At 35.6% G+C, this 25,439-nt stretch carries 16 protein-coding genes; all 16 read right to left on the reverse strand.

Features of this window, described 5'->3' with window-relative positions:
* Positions 1 to 14 precede the first annotated feature (14 nt).
* Complete coding sequence (locus tag MR053_RS05325; protein WP_242131402.1) at positions 15 to 2,471, reverse strand: hypothetical protein; 2,457 nt, start codon at positions 2,469 to 2,471, stop codon at positions 15 to 17.
* A gap of 2 nt (positions 2,472 to 2,473) precedes the next feature.
* A complete protein-coding gene (locus MR053_RS05330) occupies positions 2,474 to 3,970 on the reverse strand; it encodes an alpha-L-fucosidase (protein ID WP_242131403.1) in 1,497 nt (498 codons plus the stop codon).
* 10 nt (positions 3,971 to 3,980) lie between these two features.
* On the reverse strand, positions 3,981 to 6,329 hold the full coding sequence (locus tag MR053_RS05335) for a GH92 family glycosyl hydrolase (RefSeq protein WP_242131404.1): 2,349 nt from the start codon (positions 6,327 to 6,329) through the stop codon (positions 3,981 to 3,983).
* A 2-nt stretch (positions 6,330 to 6,331) separates the two neighbouring features.
* Positions 6,332 to 7,663, reverse strand: coding sequence for an alpha-L-fucosidase (locus MR053_RS05340; protein ID WP_242131405.1), 1,332 nt, complete (start codon positions 7,661 to 7,663; stop codon positions 6,332 to 6,334).
* A gap of 5 nt (positions 7,664 to 7,668) precedes the next feature.
* Positions 7,669 to 9,783: a c-type cytochrome domain-containing protein gene (locus MR053_RS05345; protein WP_242131406.1), complete on the reverse strand. Its 2,115-nt coding sequence runs from the start codon at positions 9,781 to 9,783 to the stop codon at positions 7,669 to 7,671.
* A 4-nt stretch (positions 9,784 to 9,787) separates the two neighbouring features.
* Positions 9,788 to 10,591, reverse strand: a complete 804-nt coding sequence (locus MR053_RS05350; RefSeq protein ID WP_242131407.1) for a chitobiase/beta-hexosaminidase C-terminal domain-containing protein — start codon at positions 10,589 to 10,591, stop codon at positions 9,788 to 9,790.
* Entirely contained in the window at positions 10,588 to 11,631 is a 1,044-nt protein-coding gene (locus MR053_RS05355; RefSeq protein ID WP_242131408.1) for an NHL repeat-containing protein, read from the reverse strand. Before MR053_RS05355 ends, MR053_RS05350 begins: the two co-directional genes overlap by 4 nt.
* 2 nt (positions 11,632 to 11,633) lie before the next feature.
* Positions 11,634 to 13,094, reverse strand: a complete 1,461-nt coding sequence (locus tag MR053_RS05360) for a DUF1501 domain-containing protein (protein WP_242131409.1) — start codon at positions 13,092 to 13,094, stop codon at positions 11,634 to 11,636.
* A gap of 4 nt (positions 13,095 to 13,098) precedes the next feature.
* Positions 13,099 to 15,456 carry a PSD1 and planctomycete cytochrome C domain-containing protein gene (locus MR053_RS05365; RefSeq protein WP_242131410.1) on the reverse strand — a complete coding sequence of 786 codons (2,358 nt, stop codon included), beginning with the start codon at positions 15,454 to 15,456 and terminating at the stop codon, positions 13,099 to 13,101.
* A 160-nt stretch (positions 15,457 to 15,616) separates the two neighbouring features.
* On the reverse strand, positions 15,617 to 17,959 hold the full coding sequence (locus tag MR053_RS05370) for a beta-N-acetylhexosaminidase (RefSeq protein WP_242131411.1): 2,343 nt from the start codon (positions 17,957 to 17,959) through the stop codon (positions 15,617 to 15,619).
* The gene (locus tag MR053_RS05375; RefSeq protein WP_242131412.1) at positions 17,949 to 18,968 is read right to left on the reverse strand and encodes an isoaspartyl peptidase/L-asparaginase family protein; all 1,020 of its coding nucleotides are present in this window, start codon (positions 18,966 to 18,968) and stop codon (positions 17,949 to 17,951) included. Before MR053_RS05375 ends, MR053_RS05370 begins: the two co-directional genes overlap by 11 nt.
* 27 nt (positions 18,969 to 18,995) lie before the next feature.
* The gene (locus MR053_RS05380) at positions 18,996 to 20,114 is read right to left on the reverse strand and encodes a putative glycoside hydrolase (RefSeq protein WP_242131413.1); all 1,119 of its coding nucleotides are present in this window, start codon (positions 20,112 to 20,114) and stop codon (positions 18,996 to 18,998) included.
* An 18-nt stretch (positions 20,115 to 20,132) separates the two neighbouring features.
* Positions 20,133 to 21,275 (reverse strand): glycoside hydrolase family 18 protein, encoded by a 1,143-nt coding sequence (locus tag MR053_RS05385; protein ID WP_242131414.1) that lies wholly within the window; start codon positions 21,273 to 21,275, stop codon positions 20,133 to 20,135.
* A gap of 19 nt (positions 21,276 to 21,294) precedes the next feature.
* Positions 21,295 to 22,374, reverse strand: a complete 1,080-nt coding sequence (locus MR053_RS05390) for a carbohydrate-binding family 9-like protein (protein ID WP_242131415.1) — start codon at positions 22,372 to 22,374, stop codon at positions 21,295 to 21,297.
* Positions 22,375 to 22,411: 37 nt separating this feature from the next.
* Positions 22,412 to 23,377 carry a glycoside hydrolase family 130 protein gene (locus tag MR053_RS05395; RefSeq protein WP_242131416.1) on the reverse strand — a complete coding sequence of 322 codons (966 nt, stop codon included), beginning with the start codon at positions 23,375 to 23,377 and terminating at the stop codon, positions 22,412 to 22,414.
* Between the two features lie 105 nt (positions 23,378 to 23,482).
* Positions 23,483 to 25,360, reverse strand: coding sequence for a sodium:solute symporter family protein (locus MR053_RS05400; RefSeq protein WP_242131417.1), 1,878 nt, complete (start codon positions 25,358 to 25,360; stop codon positions 23,483 to 23,485).
* Between the last annotated feature and the right edge of the window lie 79 nt (positions 25,361 to 25,439).

Here is a 25,439-nt window from a genome sequence, read left to right on the forward strand (position 1 = left end):
ATAATTTTTATGTGTTACTCATTTTTAGTCAACAAAATGGATTCTCCCATAGTTTTAACTTGTAATTCTATTTCAGAATCCTCGTCACTTAAAAATTCGCAATCTAGCGTTAATGAATGAGCTCCTTTTGTAATTTCAATAGTATCAATATTTAAATCTATAGTTTTGATAATGTTCCAGTTTTTATCATACAGAAAGCCTTCATCACCACCTTTGTATTTAAATATTTGGTTGTTCGTAAGGGTTATGGGTAACTGGATTTTCTTATAGTTATCTAACTCTATTATAATATTTTTACATATAGTGGCTTTGGATGGTTTAATGGTAAATACCAACGGTTGCATACCAGATGAATTTTCAAAATTAAATGTTGAATATAAAGGTTCTCCAGGTTGCCTTATTTTTTTTGAATGATTAAAGACATTAAAATCAGTTGGGTACAACTTCCAAGAGTTTTCTGAAACGGCTTCTAAATGGTATTCATTTTTTAAATTTTCCATTTCTATTTTTAAACTTTCTGGAAAAACTCCAGCTAATCTAGCGTGTTCCCATTGTTTAATCAATTCTAGAATAGCGTTAGATTGTCCATGGGTTTGAATAGTTTCTTGAGATGTAACAAATGCATACCCAGCATCAAAAGCAGCACTTCTGGCAAGCATCCATTCCATATCTTCTAGACTGATTTCAGGAGTCATTCTAAACCAACCTAACATAGCAGGCATGTAGTTTCTTTTAAAATACGGCTGGTTCTTCATGCGATATTCTGTTTGACTTTCACGAAAACCCGCATACCAAGGTTCACCCCAATTCATTCGGGTGTAGATATGCCAGAAAAAATGTGTGGTTCTACTGGCATCGATAATAAACCCGTCTTTGAGGTCTTCCGATAAATTATTGTACCAAACATAAGGCATCATTGCTTCACCGTAATTGCCTAATCCGGTAGATTTATTGCCCTCTAAACCATCAAAAGAGATTTGCTTCATTCCTGTTTTATTATAGACATCAGCAATATTTTTTGAAAGCACTTTTGTCAACTCAGTATTAGATAAAAATACTTTATAAGGATGATCTAGTAATTTGGCAATTTTGGTTCCTGATTTATGTAACGATGGTTTACTATCAAAAGCACCACGTTGGCAATCTAATAATTTCCAGGGTTTTTTTTCGGAAACACTACCGTATCTAATTAATTCGCTGCCAATCCTTACGGTCCGTAAACTGTTATTTTTAAATTGGTTGAAAAAATCTGGTGATGCTATTTGGATTTCTGTTTGTTTATCATCTGTATCTAGTGTAATTTCAGAACTTCCTACTTCAGCCAATCGCTTATCTGGGATAGGTGTTACATAAGGATCATTAGTGGTAATAAAGTTGGAAAGAGTGTGGGAGCCTATTGAAATGCCTTCCTTTTTCGCTTTTTCAACACATGTCTTCATTCCTTCATACCCATTAGGAAATACTTTATTGTACAATTCAAAATGTCCCCAACTTTCATATAGCTTTCCTGGATGATATAAATGTTTTAACCCTGCTCGTTTAGTAATTTTTATGGCTTCATCTATGGTTTCTTCATTAAAGTTCATAATGATGTATGCTGAAGAAGCCTCAGGGACTGTTTTCATCCATTTACCATTTAAGGTTGGATGTGGCAATCTTTCAGCTAATTCAATGGTCTCAATGGTATTTAAAGCATCATTAGTAGGGACCCCAAAAAGGGCTGTTTTTGAACCTATTATACCGCCGTCGTTGTATTTGGGCGAAACAAACTTATCGTGACCTAGGTTTTCTATAATTCTATCTTCATTTCTATTTCTACAATAGGTTTGTAAGCTTGATCCAGCCTTGGTAGGTTTTGCAGCTTCAATTCGATAAAGAACATGGGGTTTTCCTTCTTCATCGAGGTTAGTGATGTCGTTTTGTGAAAACACATCAAATTCAGGCATACAATCGTTTTCATTATACGGATATCCGCCCAACGTTTTTAAATTTAAAGATTGGATTCCAAAGGCAAATTCGTCGTTTCGAACAACACCTACAGTTTCGCCTATAGTTTCACTAATAGTTGTATGGTAAGGCCCCCAAGTTATCAAATCGATATTATCATTACCTTTTATACCTGCTAACTCGAAAGTGAAAAAAGTTTCTTTAGTCTTAAATTTAATTTCAGCTTGTGTATTAGAAGGATAACTTAAAGTTATTATATCTTCTTTTACTTCCATTGCAGTAGGGTACTCGAAAATATCATCAGTACGAATAGCCATTAAGTAAGATGGGGTACTCCTGTCTAAATAGTTTGTGTTTGTGTGTTTATCAAAAATTCCGATGACCTCTCCACTGCCATTAAACTCAAATTTCAGTGAGTTGTTTTTTAATGTTAAGACTTTATTTTTGTTATTGCACGATGTGATGACAAAAAAACAGCTTAAAATTAATACAGCTAAAAGGTTAAAGTTAAATTTTTTAAGCATGATTATTTTTCTATAACATCAATTTTAAATACCCATGCGTATTTTGATGTTGGGTTGTTTTGTAAAGATTCAGGAACGATTATTTTAAAACCTTTGTCCTGTTTTTTCCATTTCAAATTTTTGTTGGAACCCATCATTCTTATTCTAGTACCTTTTTTAGGGCTAATGGAATTAACAACAATTTCTGAAGGAACTTTGTTTTCACCTTCTTGAGCTAAATAAAACAAAAATACATTACCTGCTTTATTCTGGGTCATACAGATGTTGTTTTCCTTGTAAGGAGCAATGGGTTCTGTTGCATAAATGGCACCACTGTTAACGGTCATCCAATCCCCATATTCTTTTAAAAGATCATAGGCCCCTTGCTGCCATTCGCCTTCTGGACTAGGGGCAATGTTTAGTAATAAGTTTCCACCTTTGGCTACTATATCTACCAACATGTGAATACCTGCTCTACCACTCATGTACTTGGCGTTTGGGGTGTAAGACCAGCCACCACCAGAAATGATACAGGATTCCCATGGGTATGGTAAAGTCTTTTCTGGAACACGATTTTCAGGAGTTAAATAGTTTTGGTTTTTACCATGCACCGCTCTATCCACAACAATAAGGCCGGGTTGTTTTTTACGTGCCTTAATAACCAGTTCATCCATTTTTATATCTTGATTAATAATACGGTGTTTTAGATAGCCCTCTTCAGCATTGTCGACAGTATGTTTGTACCATTGGGTTATTTCGGCTTTAGGTGTTTTAGCAACCCAGCCACCATCAAGCCAGAGAATATCCACTTTTCCATAATCGGTCATTAATTCCATGATTTGATTATGGGTAAATTCAACATACTCATTCCATTTTTCAGGATAGTCTACAGGAGAATAATTCACATTTCTGTCTTTTGGTGGAAAATACGGATCCCAATAACTCTTAACATGCCAGTCGGGTTTTGAAAAGTAAGCACCAGCCCATAAGCCTTCTTTTCTAAAAGAGTTAAAAATTTCTTTAGTAATATTTGCTTTTGGGCTTGATGAAAATGGCGTATTAGGCGATGTGATTTTGTAATCGGTGTATTTGGAATCGAACATACTAAAACCATCATGATGCTTTGTTGTAAAAACCACATATTTCATCCCAGCATATTTTGCTGCTTTAGCCCATTTGTCTGGGTCGAATTTTACAGGGTTGAAAGTGTTTTGCAATCCTTCATATTCTTTTTTGTAGGCAAAATAATTATTAGGGTTGCTGCCTTTTCTGCGTTCGCACCAACCATATTCCTCTGGACATAAGGACCATGATTCTACAATGCCCCATTGGCTATAGGTCCCCCAATGCATGAGCAGTCCAAATTTTAAATCTTGCCATTCGTCTACTTTTTGAAGGACCAAGGAATCAGTTTCTGGAACATATCGTTCATCCTCATAAATGGCTTGTGCAGTCATGCAATTATGTGATACAATTAAAACGATAATTGATGTTAAGATACTATGGATTAAATGTTTCATAAGTGTGGATTTATTGTCTTAAATATTTATGTTGATTGCTTAATGAATAAGGCATGTTTTCGGTATTAATGCCTCTCTCTTTATTAGGTGATTTGCTCATAATAAAATTGAGTTGCCCTCCTTTAATAAGGTCTTGAAAACGAATAAAATTATGTTCCCAGTCCAAATTGTTCAAATATGCTGAGTTTATATACATATGGTTACCTGAATTATTATTAGCAGTTATAATAAAGGTTTTTCCGTTTTCTAATGTAATGGCCGCTTTTTTGAATAAAGGGCTGCCTAATACGTATTGGTCAATGCTTGGTGTAACTGGATAAAATCCTAAAGCACTAAATACATACCAAGCAGAGGTTTGGCCGTTATCTTCATCGCCACAATAGCCATCAGGAGTGGGAGTGTATAATTTAGTTAACACCTCGCGAATTTTTTCTTGGGTTTTGTATGGTGCTCCTGCATAATTGTACAAATAGATCATATGCTGAATGGGTTGATTGCCATGTGCATAGTTGCCCATATTCATAATCTGCATTTCACGTATTTCATGTATGGTAAAACCGTAGTAGGAATCATCAAAATCAGGGGGCATAGTAAAAACTTCATCTAGTTTAGAAATAAAATTTTCTTTTCCACCCATTAAATCGATTAACCCTTGTACATCATGAAACACGGACCAGGTATAATGTAAGCTATTGCCTTCGGTAAACGCATCACCCCACTTTAAAGGATTGAACGGTTTTTGAAATGTGCCATCTTCATTTTTACCACGCATGAGGTTGGTAGAAGCGTCGAATAAGTTTTTATAGTTATTGGATTTGTCATAAAATGTTTTTGCTAAATCGGATTTGCCAAGTTTTTCAGCCATTTTGGCTATAGTAAAATCAGCATAAGCATATTCCAAGGTTCGTGCTGCATTTTCATGAATTCCAATATTGTATGGTACATAGCCCAAGGTGTTATAGTAATCCAAACCTGCACGACCCACTGAGTTAACGGGACGTCCATCAGAAACTTGGGTGTTTTTTAAAACGGCTTCTAGAAGTACCTCTACATCTTCATTTTTTATATTGCCCTTTAGATAAGCATCGACAATAATAGGAGCGGAGTTAGAGCCTATCATACAATCACGATGTCCAGGGCTTGCCCATTCCGGTAACCACCCAGATTCTTTATATGTATTAGCTAAACCTTCCATAATTTGACTGTTCAATTCTGGATACATTAAATTGAAAAAAGGGAAAACTGCCCTGAAGGTATCCCAAAAGCCATTGTCTGTAAACATATAACCGGGCAAAACCTTACCGTTATAAGGGCTGTAATGCATAATGTTTCCTTTTAAATCGTATTCGTAAAATTTTCTAGGAAATAGGAGTACACGATAAAAACAAGAATAAAAGGTTCTTATGTTGTCAATATTGTCATCTTCAATTTTAATTCTACCTAACTCATTTTCCCATGCCAATCGTGCTTTTTCTTTAGTCTGTTCGAATGAGTCATTACCAATTTCATTTATTAAATTTAATTCAGCTTGATCATGACTTATAAAAGATGAGGCCACTTTAATGTGGACTTGTTCGCCTTTTTCGGTTTTAAAACCAATAATGGCTCCTACATGCTCACCTTGACTTCTGCTAGAGTTTTTTTGGAGTTGCCAATCATCCCCCCAAGTATGATTCACTTCAAAATCTTTATCAAATTGAGCGACAAAATAGTTGTGAAAATTATCGGGAACACCACCGCTGTTATTTCGACAGTAGCCAATTATTTTACGTTCTTTTGGGATGATTTTCACCATGGAACCTTTAAAGAAAGCATCTAGCATAATATAGGATGAATCGGCTTTTGGGAAAGTGAATTTAAAATGGGCCGCACGTTCGGTAGGGGTAACCTCGGCTGTAATATCGTAATCTGCCAAGTACACACTGTAATGATTCGGTTTTACAATTTCAGCTTTATGCGAAAAATAGGAAGCACGTTCGTCTTCTTTGTATTTTAGATTGCCTGTAACAGCCATTAATGAAAAAGCTGCATAATCGTTTATCCAAGGACTTGGTTGATGGGTCTGTTTAATTCCCCTAATGGTTTTGTCATCGTACTTATAGGTCCAGCCATCACCCATTTTAGAGGTTTGCGGTGTCCAGAAGTTCATGCCCCAAGGTGTGGCTATAGCAGGATAGGTGTTACCATTGGATAGACTGAAATCGGAATCGGTACCCATTAATGGGTTGACAAAGTCAACTAGGTTGGTTTTTAAACCGATAACAGTTGTATTACTATCTTTTGTATCCTGTTTACACGATGTAAAAGAAAATAAAACAATAATTAGATATACTTTAAAAATCTTTAAAGAGAACTTCATTTTTAATTACTTTCAATTTTTTGCCCTTCCTCTCTATACAAATCTACTTCGCCATCCAATAACACCGCAATTACAGTAACATTATCATCTTGTACTTTTTCAGGCAAGTCTATATATAACAAACCGGGAACAGCACTCCAGTATTGTTTGCCAACCACCTGATGTGATAACTTTGTGCCATTGCCAACTACCCATATTCTATTGACCTTGTTTTTAAGTCCTTTTATCAATAAGGGACCATTTGGTTTGTAGTCTACATATAAATACAAAATGTTTTTGTCTTTTGATAGTGCGGTATATCCATTAAAGTGACCATGCGGAATACCTGCTCTAGTCCCATAAATAGCTTCTTTATGTTTGTTGGTCCACTTGCCAATACCTTGTAAAATATCTATTTGTTCTTGTGGAATAGTACCATCTGGTTTTGGACCGATGTCAAGCAGTAAATTCCCTCCCATACTAATACAGTCAACTAAAATACGTATCAATTGGTTTACTGATTTATATTGTTTATCGTTTGGTTGGTAGCCCCATGAGTTATTCATGGTTAAACATAATTCCCAATACTTGTTTTCTGGTTTTGTTACGGGTACACCTTGTTCTGGAGTAGCATAGTCACCATAGCCTTGAAGCCTTGAATTTATAATAGTTGTTGGAGTTCTATCCAACAATAATTGACGAATTTCTTTGGCTTTCCATTTTTCAGCAGATTGCTCCCAATCACCATCAAACCAATATAAATCAGGATCGTAACGTGTTAATTCCTCTATTTGGCCGAAATTATATTTGGTGAATTTTTCCCACCGCTTGGCATCTTCGGTATATCGCTTTTTGTCCCTTAAAAAATTAGGATAATCGGGGTAAGACCAATCCAATAAGGAATAATATAAGCCTACTTTTAGGTTTTCTTTACGAGCAGCCTCAACAAAAGGTGTTAGCAAATCTTTTTTAGCCTTAGTTTGCTTAACCGTATTCAGATTACCATATTTAGAGCCCCAAAGGGCAACACCATCATGGTGCTTTGTAGTAATAACTGTGTATTTAGCACCACTTTCCTTAATAGTGTTGGCCCAATATTCAGGGTTGTATTTTTTGGCCGTAAAACCGTCTAGTTGTTTCATGTAGTCAGAATATTGGATGTATTTATTAAAGAACGACCAAGATTCATCTATGCCATTAACCGAATAAATACCCCAATGAATAAAAACCCCAAACTTTGCGTCTTTAAACCACTCTAAGCGTTCTTCTTTTGATAGTTCAGTGGATTGACTTTTTGCTATTAAACCAAAAAGAATAAAAAAAGAGGTTGTTGTAATTTTAAAAAAGTGTTTCATTTTTATTACTGTATTAGAATTTCATCTACAAAAAGCCAAGCATCAGTTCCAGCGCCTTCGTGCCAACTAGGTAGTGTTTTAAAATTTTCTACCACTACTCTTAAATATTGGGTTTTTGTATTGGGGATATTAATAGTATATTTTTTTATTTCTGTACCATTCCCATATTGTCCCGTTCTGTTAATTTTAAGTTCTCCTATTTTTCTGAAATCAGAATTTTCGTTTGTTGTTGAATATACCAATATTTTCTTTGGAAAAAGAATCCAATTGGCAACATTTTCCAAACAATTTACCGAAATTTTGTCAATGGTCTTAACCGATTCCAAATCTATCGTTGCATTAATGTCATCACCTGAAAATCCTATCCATTTACCGTCTCTGAACAACTCACTCCCTTCTTTAAAATCAAATAATTTATTCCCTCCAGGGTATCTTTCGTCGGGTTGGTTCACTAGGTTGTATTTTGAGACTTGGTGTTTTACCTTAAAAAACTTTTTTTCCAATATATTACTTGGTAACCATCCCTTTTTATATGTTCTTATTTTTAATTGTGCAGGGCGATCTAAGAAAATCTTATCTTGGTAAATAAGTGATGTCGAATCGGGATCAGTACCATCGAGTGTATAATAGATTTTAACATTTTTGATTTTGGATTGAAGCCTAACAGAAATGGTATCTACAAATAAATTTTTATCCGAAAGGAATGTTGGAGTTTCTAAATTAGAAATTTCAACAAAATTAGCATCTGCTGCTCCATATATTACTGTTTCATATTTTGATTTTAACATGGCAATAGCTTTATCGTCGACTTCTGTTTGCCATACATAAATGTGTTTTGGAACAATGTTTTCCAAAAGTGTATTCAAACCTTTATTAGTAACTTTGGTATTATATAGGTTTAGGGTTTGAAGTCTTTTGGCATTATATATAAACTTCAAGGATGCATCCGTTATATCAGTATTGTTTATATGTAATTTTATAAGATTTTTAAACTTTTTAAAGCCAATAGTCATTTCATCTGATAGATTGGTATTGCTTAAGTCCAATTCGATAATTTGGTCTTTAATTTTTTCCAACACTTTTAAGGCGTCTTTACTTAGTTCTGTTTTTTGAAATTTTATACTAAGCTCAGGTTTGTTAGGAACTAATTTAAATACCGAAAAGCCAACATCTTTAACTTTATTGATATCGCTCAATGAAGCCTCTTTAATATTATGGGTTTCAAAAACTAGATATTTTTCGAGTAACTTATTTAATGTATCATTTTCAGTTAAATTAACAACTTTATTTTCAAAATTAGCGTTATGGTTTATCCAATAAGAGATAAGCCATTGCTCTTCTTTAGTTAGTTGAGGTTTTCCCTCTGGAGGCATGTGTTTGTCATCTGACAATGGTAGTGTTATGCTTTTAAATAGTTGACTTTCACTAGCATTTCCTTTTACAATTACTTTACCATGTTCCCCGCCTTTTAAAATGTTTTCGGGAGTGTTTAAAGCTAATTCTCCTTTTCTTTTAGTTGTGTTATGGCATTGAATGCATTTGGAATCCAAAATTTTAAAAACAACATCATCAAATAGTTTCAGGCTGTCTATTTGCTTTATAGGCTTCAATTTGACAGGAGTTTTAGCATATTGGGTTAAAAAATCACTTCCATGGGTCAAGATGCTTCCATAATGACCTGTAATTGTAATACCAATCAATGTTAAAACAAAAAATGGTATAAATAGTTTTGAGGTGTGTTTCCTTTTAGATTTACTTAAAAGAAATAGACCTGTAATAAGCAAAGTAGAAATTACGCCTAGCCATAAATGTTTATCTAGTGTATTTAAATCATAACCGCCTTCAAATGATAAAAAATAACCTAGAATACAAGCTAATACTGAAAAAACCAAAGAAAACCCTAAAGCATATTGAATAACTAAACTGGGGTAATTGTTTTTTATGCGTCCAACAATATCTATGAATAGGGTAAGTATAATAGCTCCAATGGGGAGGTGCAAAATAACGGGATGGAATCTGCCTAAAAAAAGTACCATCCTTGATGGTTGAACAAATACGATTAAAACCGTAACAAATACAACGGTAATTGTTAAAATATGTTTCGTTTTTAAAACCTTCATTCAGTTAATAGTTTAAAACCCATTCGTCCATAAATAGCCATGCTTTATTTCCTTTTCCTTCATGCCAGTCTGGAATTGATGATACATTTTTTACTTCTACTTGAACATATTTAATGTCTTCCCCAATGGGGATATCAACATGTTTTAATGATGGAGCCGAAATACCGTCAATTGATTGTAGGTTGATAGACAACTTCTTAAAATTATTACCATCAACCGATGTTTTTACAGTAATATGTGCTGGAGGAAAAATCCAAGAGCCAGGATCACTTAAATAACCAATAGTTATAGATTTAACAAACGATTCAATTTTTAATTGCAAGGTAGCATGTGCAATGGTATCAAAACCTAGCCATTGGGTATCCTTAAAATCAACAGTTCCTTTTTTGTTGTTATTTAATGTTAATGAACCAACACCTTTGTAGCGATCACTTGCATTCGAATGCCAAATAATACTATCAATAGGAATGCCTTTTTTATAAAATACTTTCTCAACAATATCGCTTTCTTTCCAGTCAGGATGATAGGCCTTAAATTTATAAGTTCCAGGGTTTATAACTTTTATAGGCGAAGTATATAGGTTTGAATTTTCAGATGGAGATTCACCATTAGTCGTATAGTAAATTTTAGTGCCTTCCAATTTTAAGCTCGCAGTTAAATAAGCTATAGAATCTATTAGTTGATTAGTAGCTTCTAACCTAGGTTGGGTTATTTGAATTTGATCTTGTTGTAAAAACAGGCTGTCTGGTTTCAGTTTACAATTAAAAAATATAAATGCTAGAAAGCATATCATTACTTTTAGCATCATACTCTTGTTAGTTTAATAGGATAAGTGTTTCCCGAATTCCATTGAGCAACATATACATTTTCGTCTTCGTCTATGCAAACATCATGGGGATACTGGAATAACCTAATAGTTTGGTACAACTCTTCTAAGTTACTGTTATTGTAAGTTGGGGCTGTTGCTCCCGGACAGGAAACAACTTGATTGTTATTATCCATTATTAATAAGAAACCAGAATCGCTATTAGGTGCTTTTTTCGATTTTAATACGGCAAAATAAATATGGTCTTTATGAATTACAGGTCTACAAATCAATGCCCCAGGAATGTCTATTGATGACATATAGTTGCCATCCAAACTGAAGCGCTTCAGTATGTTCATTTCCCTTGCAGAAATTAAAATTGATGGGTTGTTTTTATCTCTGTTATCGTAACAAATACCATGCGCATTTAAAAATTGGGATTCACCGGTACCTCGACCACCAAAAATGTTCAATAGTTCTCCTTTATGGTTGTAATGCAAGATATATTGATTTCCATAACCATCGGCAACATAAAAATCACCATTTTCCAAAACGGTTGTTTCGGTTGGTTTAAACTCTTCTTTAGCATTGTATTTCCCGGTTTCTTTTGGATAATCTATTTCAAAAATAACTTTACCATCAATAGTAGTTTTAATGATTTGATGTCTTTCATAATCGGTAATCAACAGAAAATCTTCACCGTTTTCTTTGCATAAAGTTAAACCATGACCACCAGGAAATTGAGTGCCCCATGTTTCCAATAATTTGCCCGACTTATCATAGATGATAATATTGTTTTTAGTGTGATTGGTTAGCAAGACAATACGCCCTTTTGAGTCCTGAACCATTTCATGACAATCTTTTACTGGAGTTTTTAATGGATCTAAATTTCCCCAGTTCATATTAACTTTATATTGATGTGAATTATGCCCAATAATAACATCTTTGTTGTCACAAAAAGAAAAGGCATTGCTATACAATGGGGACAATAAGATACCCAGTGATGCACAGGATGATTGTTTTAAAAAGATTCTACGGCTCATGATTAGGTAAGTATATCGTTAATAACATGACCAGATACATCGGTAAGTCTGAACCTTCTGCCTTGATGTTTGTAAGTAAACTTGGTATGGTCAATGCCCATTTGCTGCATTATAGTGGCTTGTAAGTCGTGTACATGCATAGGGTCTTTAGCAATGTTATATCCGAAATCATCAGTTTCACCATAGGTAAATCCGGGTTTTACGCCACCGCCGGCCATGAACATGGTAAAACATTTAGGATGATGGTCCCTACCATAATTGGTATCAGTTAAAGTGCCTTGACTGTAATTGGTCCTTCCAAACTCACCACCCCATACCACTAATGTATCTTCAAGTAACCCACGTTGTTTTAGGTCCAAAATTAAAGCCGCTGTAGCTTGGTCGATGTCTCTTGCTTGTCTTTCTATTTGAGATGGCAAATCGAAATGCTGGTCCCAACCCATATGATAAAGCTGAACAAATCGCACGTCTTTTTCAACTAATCGTCTAGCCAGCAAACAATTTGAGGCATAGGTGCCTGGAGTTGTACAATTGGCACCATACATTTTTATGATATGCTCTGGCTCATCATCTATGTTCATTGTTTCTGGAACAGATGTTTGCATACGGTATGCCATTTCATATTGTGCAATACGACTATTGATTTCTGGATCACCAAATTCTTCTTCCTGCTTATGGTTGAGCTCACTTATATAATCTAACATTTTTCTACGTTCACCTCGGGTCATACCTTCGGGATCTTTAAGGTATAATACAGGATCCTTGCCTGATCTAAACTGTACGCCTTGATGTAATGAGCTTAAAAAACCATTACCCCAAAGGCGTGAATACAGAGGTTGTGAAAATGGACGCCCAGTACCTCGCGATAATAATACTGTAAATGCAGGTAGGTTTTCATTTAAGCTACCAAGGCCATAACTAAACCAAGAGCCCATACTAGGTCTTCCTGTTTGCTGAGATCCCGTTTGAAAAAAGGTGATGGCGGGATCGTGGTTAATAGCTTCAGTATGCATGGATTTAATGAAACATAGCTCATCTACTATTTTGGCAGTATTTGGCATTAGGTCACTCACCCAAGCCCTGGATTCTCCATATTGGTTAAATTTAAAAAGGCTTCCAACTAAAGGAAAACGTTCTTGACCAGAGGTCATCCCAGTTAACCGTTGCCCTTTCCTTACCGAGTCTGGAAGGTCTTGACCTCGCATTTTATCAAGTAACGGCTTATAATCAAAAAGCTCTAATTGGGATGGACCACCACTCTGGAAAAGATATATGATTCTTTTTGCTTTAGGAGCAAAATGAGGTAAGTTTAATCCTAAAGAACTATTTAACTGTTCTTGACCAGAAAGGCTGGAAAAAGGATCCAGTAATGAAGCCGCAGCTAAACCTCCAATGCCAAATCCAAGTTTTTTAAGAAAATGTCTTCGGTTGTTATTAATAAAATGTTTGCTTAACTCTTCCATGGTATTATCCTTTTACAATCGCTTCATCAAGATTAAAAATTAAACTGGTTAATACAGTATATGCGTATAGCTCTTTTTTGTTTTCTTCAGTATTGGATATTGTTGTGCCTTGAGAATTTAGTTCAAAAGTTTCTTTTGATGATTCTAAATAGTCCAACAGTTTATCGGTTTCATCTTTTTTTGGGTAACGCGATGTTATTTTTCTAAAAATTATTTTTATACGTTCTTTGTCGTTTAATGAATCTAAATCAAGTATATCTTTTGCTAGGTGTTTGGATGCTTCTATTAATTGGGGGTCATTTAACATTACCAAGGCTTGAAGTGGTGTGCTTGTTTTTTGGCGCTTGACCGAACAAATATCTCGTGTTGCGGCATCAAAGGTAATCATGGCCGGAGGGGGGACTGTCCGTTTCCAAAACGTGTACAAGCTTCTTCTATACTTATTTTCACCTGAATCCATAATGTACTTTGTTAGTCCTTGGCCAGATGTAGTTTCTGCCCACAAGCCCTCTGGTTGAAATGGTTTTACGCTAGGCCCACCAATTTTATCCACTAAAAGACCACTTAATGCTAATGCATTGTCTCGTACCATTTCGGCGGTTAACTTACTTCTTGAACTTCGAGCCAGTAATAGATTGTCAGGATCTATTTCTAATAGTTCGGGTGTTGCTTTTGAGGTTTGTTGATAGGTGCTGGACATGACCATCATTTTAATCATTTGTTTCATATCCCAGCCTTTTTCCCTAAAGGTAACTGCCAACCAGTCTAATAATTCAGGGTGTGTAGGTAAAGCACCTTGGTTGCCAAAATCATCGACAGTAGAAACAATTCCTGTTCCAAAAATTTGCTGCCATATTCTGTTAATGGCGACCCTAGCTGTTAAAGGGTTTTTTTCGTCGAAAAGCCATTGGACTAATCCTAGTCTGTTTTTAGGGAGAGTTTCAGGAAATGATAAGATAGCATCTGGTGTTCCTGTACTTACTTTATCAGTAGGAGCGTCATATTGACCTCTTTTTAAGATATAGGTTTGCCTGTCTGGAGCACCATCTTTCATAACCATTAGCCTAATTTCAGGGATGGAATCAGGCTTATTTATAAAAGACAAACTTTCTTCAATTTCTTTATTTGTTATCTTAATATTAGGTTCTGGAATTTCATCATATTCAATTCTACCTTTTTCATCTACTTTATTAAAGAACCCATAAATGCTATAAAATTCTTTTTGTGATATTGGATCGTATTTATGATCATGACATCTTGCACATTCCATAGTTAAACCCAATAGAGCTGTAGAGGTTGTATTGGTGCGATCCATAACGTACTCAACTCTGTATTCTTCATCAATTACACCACCTTCTTGTGTAATTTTATGATTTCTGTTAAATCCCGTAGCGACAATTTGTTCTAATGTTGGATTAGGTAGGAGGTCACCAGCGATTTGCCATTTAATAAATTCGTCATAAGATAAATTTTCATTAAATGCATGGATCACCCAATCACGCCATGGCCACATGACTCGTTCCAAATCGTCCTGATAACCATGAGTGTCTGCATAACGAGCTATATCAAGCCAATTCGATGCCATACGTTCTCCATAGGCTTTGGACGCCAAGAGTTTATCAACGACTTTTTCATAAGCATTTTCATCTTGATTCGATAAAAATTCGTCAATAGCTGCAAGTGAGGGAGGCAAACCTGTTAGGTCGAAATAAACTTTCCTAATTAATTTTTCTTTTGATGCTTTTTCAGAAGGAGTTAACCCTTTTTCATCCAAATGTTTTAAAATGAAATAATCTATTTCGTTGCTTGGCCAATTTGTAATAGAAACTTTAGGAATCTCTGGTCTAGCTGGAGGAATAAAAGACCAATGATCTTTCCATTCAGCGCCTTGTTCTACCCATTTGGTAAGAATCTTTTTTTCGTAATCCGATAATTTTAGGTTTGAATCTGGGGGAGGCATGACTTTTTCAGGATCTTGACTATTGATTTTATGAACCAACTGGCTTGCTTCAATATTGTTAGGTACAATGGCATATCTATCTAAATGTTCACCGATAGCTGCATAAGCGCCTTCTTTTGTGTCTAAACGTAATCCTGCTTCTCGAGTGCCTTCATCAGGTCCATGGCATAAATAACAGCGATCTGAAAGAATGGGTTTTACATGAAAAATGTAATCGATGGCTTGGGGGAGTTCAACATTGGAGCTGGAAGTACTTGAGCTGTGGTTTGATAGGGTATTGCCTAGTGCTGTGTAATCAACATTGGTTCTACTGAGTTTATATTTAATCAGCAGTAAAAGAGTGAATGGTATTATAAAATACAATGCTAGCTTTAACGATCTTAAGGTTTTAGGATTAAACATTGTAATGTATTGTTAATCAATATATTAATTTAAAAAAATCAAATAATATTATGATAAAACTTATAGTTTTAACAAATGAACCCATAATATGGGGTTTATGTATAAAATATACAAAAAAATTTCGACGAATAACAGTGAGTTATAGCTGAAAACATTATAATTACTCTATTGTGATTTCATCCACAAATAACCAAGCCCCTCCACCATTAGGAGTTTTTTTTAGGCTTTTAGCTATAACCTTAACATATCTCGATGTTCTTTTTTCAAATGCAATGGTAAAATCTTTAAGCACTATCTCAGCATTTGAATTAAAAGGTCTATTTATTTTACCAACACTATTAAACTTTTTTCCATCGTTAGATAGTAGAACCTCTAAATGAGTTGGGAAGTAAATTGCCGGCCCTTGATTTTCCATTGAGCCCACGCTTACTTTACTAACTTCGGTTGTTTTTTCTAGGTCGATAACCAACTCCATGTCATTACCTATCCATGCTTGCCATTGGCCATCATGAAAGTTTTTAGAACCTCTAACGATATTGTTCATGTTGTTAGTACCGGCGCCTTGATAGCTGTTGCTGTATTTGGTAATATAATTTACGGGTTTGCCAACACCTTTATGGTAATTAAATGTTTTTTCAAAAACTTTACCTATCGGTTTGTTGTTTTCATATAAGGACGCTTTAATCGTAGTGGTCTTTGTAATTTCAATAGGAGTTTGATAGGAAATAGCCATATTGTCTACATCGGTTCCATCTAAAGTGTAACGTATATCGGGATTAGGGAATTCATTTTTAAGGGTAACGGATATTACATTTGTATTATTGTTAACATGTGTTTCGGCAGAAATATTATAAGCACTTTTTGCATAATTAATGCCTTGGTATTCTAGGCGCTTAAACATAGGTGTTAATCGGGTGGTGAATTCTTCCCAGGTTCTATCCGCCTTAGGACTCCAAAGGGTTTCGGATAAAGCCACTAATCTTGGAAAAATCATATATTCTGAATGTGATGTGGTAGATACATATTCTGCCCATAAATTAGCTTGCCCACCTAATACGTGATGAGCTTGTTTTTCGGTCATGGATTCAACAACGGGGTCAAAATCATACACTTTACTAATTGGAGTATAACCACCCCAAGCTTTGGGTTCGGTATCCATATCTCCTTGGTAATGGTCAAAATAGCAATGTGACCCGGGAGTCATCACCACATCGTGTCCTTCGGCCGATGCTTCCAAGCCACCTTTAACACCGCGCCAACTCATTACCGCTGCCCCAGGAGCCAAACCACCTTCTAGAATTTCATCCCAACCAATTAAAACACGCCCTTTATAGCTAATAAATCGTTCCATGCGTTTTATAAAATAACTCTGTAGTTCTTCAACATTTTCCAGGCCTTCCGTTTTCATTCTTTTTTGGCAATGCTTACAGGTTTTCCAATTGGTTTTGGTTGCTTCATCTCCACCAACATGAATATACTTTGAGGGGAATAAACCCATAACTTCTGTTAAAACGTTTTCTAAAAATTCAAATGTAGATTCTTTTCCAGCACAGAAAATATCTGTTATTGGCCAAAGTCCTCCTGAAGGAACAGCTACCGGTTTCTCTAAACAAGATAACTCTGGGTATGATGCAATAGCGCTTGTAACATGGGCTGGCATTTCAATTTCAGGTACTACCGTAACCCCTCGTGATTGAGCATAAGCAACAATATCTTTAATGTCTTCTTGAGTAAGGAAACCACCATAGGTTCCTTTTTCTTCTGGTTTTGGAGTATGTCTGGCATTCCAAGGTTTGTCTTCTTGGTTTACCCTAAAAGATCCTACTTCGGTAAGTTTTGGATATTGTTTTATTTCAATGCGCCAACCTTGATCATCCACTAAATGTAAGTGCAAGGTGTTCATTTTTAAATAGGCCAAGCGATCTATAGTCTGCTTAATATAGTCTTTTTCAAAAAAATGTCGAGATAGGTCCAACATTAAGCCCCGCCATTTGAAACGTGGAGAATCGGTGATGTTGACATTTGGAATTACCCATGCTACAGACTCAATATTGTTTTGGCTTTCAATTTCGGCAGGCAATAATTGTCGCAAAGTCTCAGAGCCATATATAAACCCTGAAAAACTATTGGCTTCAACGGTAATGCTTTTACTGTTTACATTTAATTGATATGCCTCATTTTGTAAATCTTCGTTTAGTTTAAACTGAATAAAGTTCGATGATGGTGGCATTTTAACTACTTCTAGATCTAAGCTTGCTGCGATTTTTAATCTGTTTAATAAAATACCTGCGGCCTGTAATTGAGCATCATTAGTAACATAAACCTTTGTATTTTTATTAAAGCTAAAGCTGCCTTCTTCAAGGGTTAATGTTGTTGGCTTTGGTATGACCTTAATATCATTTATGGTAAATGTTTTTTTGGGTTTACTTTGACATCCCATGAACACTGTCACAAAAAAGATTGTAACTATTGATTTTATTGTAAAATAGGTTTTATTTTTCATCCCAAGTCATTTTATATGTAGCATCCTCCATTCTGTTACCGTTATCCTTGTCGTATACCGCATAGTCAAAGCCGGAACGCAAGCTGTACCCACCATGTTCCCCTTGTTTGTTAATGGCAATAAAGCCTACTTGAAGGTATTCCATGTCAGGATGGTTTTTATGTTTGTTGTAAATGCGTTCTACAATTATTTTACAAGCTTCGGTAGGGGATTTCCCCATTCGCATTTGTTCTACAACCATAGCGCTTCCAGCGGTTCGAATAACAGCTTCCCCAAGACCGGTAGCTGCTGCTGCTCCAACTTCATTGTCTAAAAATAATCCTGCACCAATGATTGGTGAATCGCCAACACGACCATGCATTTTCCATGCAGCTCCGCTAGTTGTACAGGCTCCGGATAGATTTCCGCTGTCATCTAACACCAGCATACTTATAGTGTCATGGTTTTCTATATTGATAACAGGTTTATATTTTGACTTTTTCAACCAGTTTTTCCAATCTTCTTCAGATTTTGGGGTTAATAGATTTTCTTCTTTGAATCCTTGAGATAGTGCAAATTGAAGGGCTCCTTCACCTGAAAGCATGACATGTGGAGTTTCTTCCATCACTTTTCTAGCTACGGAAATAGGGTGCTTAATACCTTGTAAGAAGGATACTGACCCACAATTACTGTTAGCGTCCATAATACAAGCGTCTAAAGTTACCTTTCCCTCACGGTCTGGCAATCCGCCATAACCAACACTACGCTCGTTAGGGTCACCTTCGGGAACTCTTACACCAGCTTCAACAGCATCTATACCTGTGCCTCCACTGGTAAGTGTTTTCCAGGCAGCTTCATTGGCAGGTAGACCATGTTTCCAAGTGGCTATAATTAAAGGTTTTTGTGTTTTTTTTACTAAAAGAGGTTCAGTTTTTTCATCATCTTTAGCAAGTTCTTTGCAGCTTACCATAGCACTTATACCCATTGAGCCTAAAGCCGCTTTCTTTATAAAATCTCTTCTGTTTGCCATGCTTTTTATTTTTATCATATATTCTAACTACAGTTTTAATGATGCTTTTGCTTCCTTTATAGCCTGTAAATATTCAGGTGTTAGTGCAGGTCCATCAAAAAATGTAACACCTTTGGCGCCATTATCTATTGCTAATCTTATAGCTTCTTTTAATTCATCGCCCGAAGTGAAAGGCGGTAAATAAATGCCTGTGTTAAGCCCCACATTTTTAGCTTCTAAATCGGCGACACCTTGTTTGGTGGCATAACCAATCCAATCGATTTCCTCATTGTAAAAGCTGTGGTAAATCATGGGGTATACTTCATCAATATCCCATTTATCCCAACGCTGTCGCACCATATGATCTGCCATTTCGGGATACGGAAATACTGCTGCGGTTAATTTTTTTTTGTTTTTATTTACAATTTTATAGGCATCATCTACCAAGGCCTTAATAGCATTTAAACGGAAGTTTTTCCACTCCATGTCTATAGCCGTGTTTTTAATTTTCCTAGGGTTTTTATGGTGCATATTTTCAAAAGCTTCTACACATACATCACAATAACAAAAATCGTATTCTGGTAATTCTTCATCCTGAACCAAATTGTACTTAGGCAATAACCCAATAGGTAAGAAGATATCTGGAAAACGTATGTAATCTAAATGTACACTTTCAATACCATCAACCTTAGCCAGTCCCTCCACCAAACCTAAAATATGGTTTCTAGAAGCTTCTCTGGTTGGGCACAACCATTGGTAATACCCCACATAGGGGCGCGTATCATGGCAAGATTTACCGTCTCGACTTACTTGGTACCATTCTGGGTGTTTTAAAGCCACGGTGTCCCCTGGACGGTTCACGGCCATAATCCAAGCATGGACTTTTAAGCCTACTTTTGTTGCTATAGGTGCCAATCTCTCTAATTCTATTGGATCGGTGCCTGTGTTTATAAGCACTTCATCTATGCCAGCATCTTTATATTTTTTGAATTCAGCAGCGTAATCTTCATTTGATTTGTTTTTATTTGATGTAATCCAAGTGCCAAATTCAAATGCAGAGTTTTCAGTGCTTGATGTTTCAGCTATTTCTTGATGCTCTCCTATTTTTTGGTTACATGCAGTAACACTAAGAAGTAATATAGTGGACAATAAATGTATGGTTTTCATCTTCTTTGAACTTTATATTTATTTTATTTTTTCATAAAGTGTATTGAGTAGCTCTTGATCTTTATCTAGACTGTATTCCCAAAACATAGTGCCCCCCAATCCATTTTGTTTGATATAATTCGTTTTTAGCTGAATTTCCTTTGGAGTTTCCCAAGAAATAAAAATACTGTCGTTAGCATTCCATAAATAGGATGCTTTGGCTGAGTCATCATAACCTTTTTGGTATTTTCCCGATTTCATTTTTTCAAGAATATCCCAGTAAGGCACAATCATTCCTGTAGACATTGCCGTTTGATAGAGACCATTATTTCCTAAGTGTACTTTTTTCCACATTCTACCATAAAACGGAATCCCCATGATTAGTTTTTCAGCGGGTACACCTGCTTTTATATGTCGGTTTATGGCTTCCTGTCCACTATTACCCATGAATTTTTCTTTTTCTGAAGGATATAAATTGGCATGATGACCCGTTTGATAGTGCCAACCATGATAAAAATCGTAACACATTACATTAATGAAATCTAGGTATTGATGTGCTTTCCCTAAATTGGTATGGTCAATGTAATTTTGGTCTGCTCCAGTTGCAATAGTAAGTAGGTAATGAGTTTGGTCTGTTTTTCCAACCTTATCCAACTGCTTTCTAACTTCAGCAAGGAGCAGAGTAAAGTTTTCTTTATCTGATGGTCTAAAGGCATTGTCTTCACCACGTTGTCCAGGGTATTCCCAATCTAAATCTATGCCATCAAACCCATGTTTTTTCATAAGTGCTACACTATTAATTGCAAATTGCAACCTCGTTTCAGGGTAAGCAGCGACATGTGAAAACTTATCGGACCATAACCATCCGCCAATAGAATACAGTACCTTTAAATCTGGATTCTTTTTTTTTAGGGCTATCAGTTTTGAAATTTTGGAGGAATCTATATCCAATTCGAACTTTGGATATCCATCAACAATATTCGCAAAGGCATAATTAATATGGGTAAGTTTAGTAGCATCGACCTGTGCGGGATCAAAATCTTCATAACCCGCAACATAACCAATAATTTTTAAGTTTTCAACAGGTTTTATTTTGATTTTTTTAGGTTTTGAACAAGCAAAAACAAGTATAAATAAACTAAAAAAGATAATTGATTTTATTGATGTTATACTAAACCTCATATAATTAATGGCTACAGTTTTATTGTGATTTGAATTTTCCTTCCTGATTAATGATTAGCATTTTTTTTGTAAAAGGGCTTTTTACCGAGATATTATAGCCAAAATTATGAGTTTCTAATATTGGGTATAAGATTTCACTATCTATTGTAACAGCAGAAGGCGTTAAATTTTCAATTGAGTTAGCCCATTTTTTATTGATTTCATGATATTTTTTCTGTGCACGATATAACTTAAATAACTCCCATTTTATTTTTTCATCCTGTGGAATGATAAAATGATCTGTTTGGCCAATTTTCTTTGTAGAAAAATACACATAGCCCCATTTTTCTGGTTCGTGCATATTGATAACTCCTATGGGTGACCATACCCAATTGTATTCATGTAGGTAGTCGCCATTATCGTCTTTTTTTCTGTAATATTTGCCATTTTCTAAGCTGTAATTCCAATTAACCCTAGAAAAATTAACTCGAAAAAACCGATCTCTAGGTACTGCATCCTCATAGTATGAAGTCTTATAGACATCCCATGGAATGGCAATTTCCAATGTCCAACCTTCATCAATGTCATTAGGGTCATTTAAGGTACCGTGAATCTGCACAGCCGATTTCAATCCAGTCGTTTCATAATCGTTAAGAACAACATTTTCCTCTCTATAGGGTTTTGTAATGAACAGGTCCCAAACTGTATTCAGTGCGTTTATTTCTGTTTCGTAGTAGTTATAGGTATCACCATCAGGATCTACAAATATTTCAAAGTCGTTATTATAAAAAATAACGGCATCGTGTTTTTTAATGTCTGCCCAAACGTGGGGTTCTTCAATATTAGTAAAGATGTAAAAGTAGGTCTCATCCCAAAGCATTTTAACTTTGGTTTTGTATTTTGGAGTCACTATACCTTCAATATCTATAAAGTTATTAGTCCATTTGGCTTTTTGCCAACTTGTTTCATCTGCTTTCCCATCAATTGTTATAGTTTCCTGTGTTTTATGAGCAACATAAGTTTGAGGTACAATATCTTGTTTGGTTTGGGCACAACTTAGTATGGAATAGGAACCAAGGGCTACGACTAAAAACGTAAACTTTATTTGCTTTATAAACACTTTAGACACTTTTTAACTTTAAATACTTTAATATTTTTTATAAACTATTGCTTTTAGTAAACTCGATAATTTCACTTATTTTTCCAAAAGCAAGAGCTACTACTGTATCGGCAGCACCATAATACACCGCTAATTTATCTTCTTCAATGTCGTGCAATGCAGCACACGGAAATACCACATTAGGGACGTCTCCCATCATTTCGTAATCTACTGCTGGGCCTAGTAAATATGGTTGTGTTCTGTATTTGACATTATTGGGCTCGTTTTCGTCAAGTAATGCTGCTCCCATAGCATAACGAAATCCGTTGCAGGTAGTAATCACTCCATGATAAATCATCAACCAACCTTCATAGGTTAATATAGGAATTGGTCCTGCACCAATTTTTGTACATTGCCACGCACTGTCTTCAAAAGGAGTAGCTTTCATCACGCACCGATGTTCACCCCAGTATTTCATATCGGGACTGTAGCTTATATATATGTCGCCAAAAGGTGTATGCCCGTTATCGCTAGGGCGACTTAGCATGGCATATTTTCCGTTAATTTTCTTTGGAAATAAGACACCATTTCTGTTAAAAGGCAAAAAGGCATTCTCACATTGAAAAAATTCCTTGAAATCGAACGTATAAGCAATACCTATAGTTGGGCCGTGATATCCATTGCACCAAGTAATCCAATATCGATCTTCAATAAAAACCACACGAGGGTCATATTTGTAATCGGAATCAATCATTTGGGTATTCCCAGCTTTCATTTCAATTGGCTGATGGTTGATATCCCAATGAATACCGTCTTTGCTAAATCCAGCAAAAATATTCATTTGTACTGCTTTATTGTCACATCTAAAAACGCCAGCATAGCCATCATTAAAAGGGACAACAGCACTATTAAAAATACTATTGGATGTTGGGATATGATAACGGTCTATAATAGGATTTTCAGAATACCGCCACATGACGTCGTTACAGTTTTTAGGTCTATCTTGCCAAGGAATGGAGTTCATAAATATGTAGTTAATTTTTGTTGTCTTATCTTGATTTGGTTCTTGATGCTATACCTAAGCAAGTCTGGAATCATTCGAAAAGACATTTAGTTTTTTATTCAGTTCTTAATTTTTATATTTTTTAACCTTGTCTAACCAAGTGAATTTTAAAATTACTGAAGTTATAACAAATACCATTAGTGTCCAAAGGGCTTTAGGGTAGGCTCTAACCATAAAATATATAGGTAATAGAATCATGCTGGATTGCCATACAATGCCAATAACACAATTAATCATGTCGCTAATAAAATTGTTGTTTTTGGTAATGGTGCCGTCTTCATTTTTAAGAGCTTTATATACTGGATGCCACCACCCCCAAGGTCTAACGTTGTTATAAAAGCTTTTAAGGGTTTCCATATTGGTTGCAGGAGTTAGCCAAGTGCCCAAAAAAGACCCCAATAGTGAGACAAAGAATAATATAGGGAAGACATAAATTGGGGGTATTTGCGCTAGGTCGTAAAGCCATGTGTCGACCTCAAAATTTGTTTTGTTCAAATCCAATAAATACTGAAGGGTTGCAATAATTAAACCGCTTAGCATTCCCCAAAAATAACCCCATCCATTAAAGCGCCACCAAACCCATTTTAAAAAGTTGGCCGCCACGTAACCTCCATACAATGCACTGGTAATCCATAAGGTTAAGGAATTAATAGACTCTGCAAAAAACCCCATAAAAACTCCTATAATTACTATGGTAAACGATGCCAAATGACTTGCTTTTACATAGTGTTTTGCCGAAGCTTCTGGTTTAAAATACTTTTTATAAATATCGTTTACAATATATGCTGGTCCGGAATTTACAAATGCTGAAAAAGTACTCATAAATGCTGCTAATAAACCGGCCAGCAATAATCCTTTAACACCTACAGGTACGTGAAAATTAATCACTTTTGGAAGAATGATTTCCAAATCGTTGGAACCAACACCAGACAGGGTGCTCATTTCAGGTGTTAAGAATACAAGCCCTATAACCACAATCCCTCCTATTAGTAAATAACGTGGAATGAATAAAATAAGATTTGTAAACCCACTCATATAGGCTGCTTCCTTAACCGATCTTGTTGATAGTATACGTTGCATATCGTAGCTTGGTGTTGGACCTGCGATACTGGCAAAGAATCCTTTAAATAAGGACATGCCTATAAAAGCCCCAAACATTTTATAGCCTTGGGAATCGATTAAATCATTAAAGGCTTGGAGTTTGCCATCCCAAAAGCCCTCTAGTTCCCAGCCAAAGAGAATGGAGTTCCATTCTGCAGGAATAATAGACGTAATTTGGGCATCACTAATGGTGAAAAACGCATAAACAGCTACCAATACACCAGCTAAAACCATAATAATGTATTGCAATACTTCGGTAGCTACAACTGAAAACATTCCGCCTTTAATGGTGTAGATGGTGGTTAAAAATATAATAATAAGAGCATAGCTTTGCTCAGAAGTTAGTAAGGTGCCATTTCCCAAAGAGATGGTTAAGTCCCATGGTAAAATAATAGTCATAAATTTGCCAACCCCTTCAAAGAAATAGGCAATAAAACCTACGGAAGCAATAATGGCAAATATAGCTACTATTAAGTGTGAAGCTCTTCCGGCCTTATCATCTCCAAAACGGGTCAGAATCCATTCTGAACCTGTCATAATATTCGACCGACGAATCCAAGCGGCCAAAAAAATCATAATAAAGATTTGGTTCCAAATAGGCCAAATCCACATAAACATAAAACTTTTGGCACCATACAAAAACAGAATACCGACCATCCATGCCGTACCAGACACATCAAACATACCCGAACCATTACTTAACCCTAAATAATACCATTTAATACTGTTGCCTCCCAAAAAATAAGAGTCTAATCCTTTGGAGGCTTTTTTTGAAATCCAGATACCTACCCCCAAAGTTAAGGCGATGTATATTATTATAATGGCGATGTCGATACTGTTCATTCGGTTGGTTTATTGGTTGGTATTTTGATGTTTTTATTTAGCAGGTTACTTCACTTGGTTAGTAATGATATTTTATAAT

This window comes from Aestuariivivens marinum, from assembly GCF_022662175.1.
Classification (GTDB): Bacteria; Bacteroidota; Bacteroidia; order Flavobacteriales; family Flavobacteriaceae; genus Aestuariivivens; species Aestuariivivens marinum.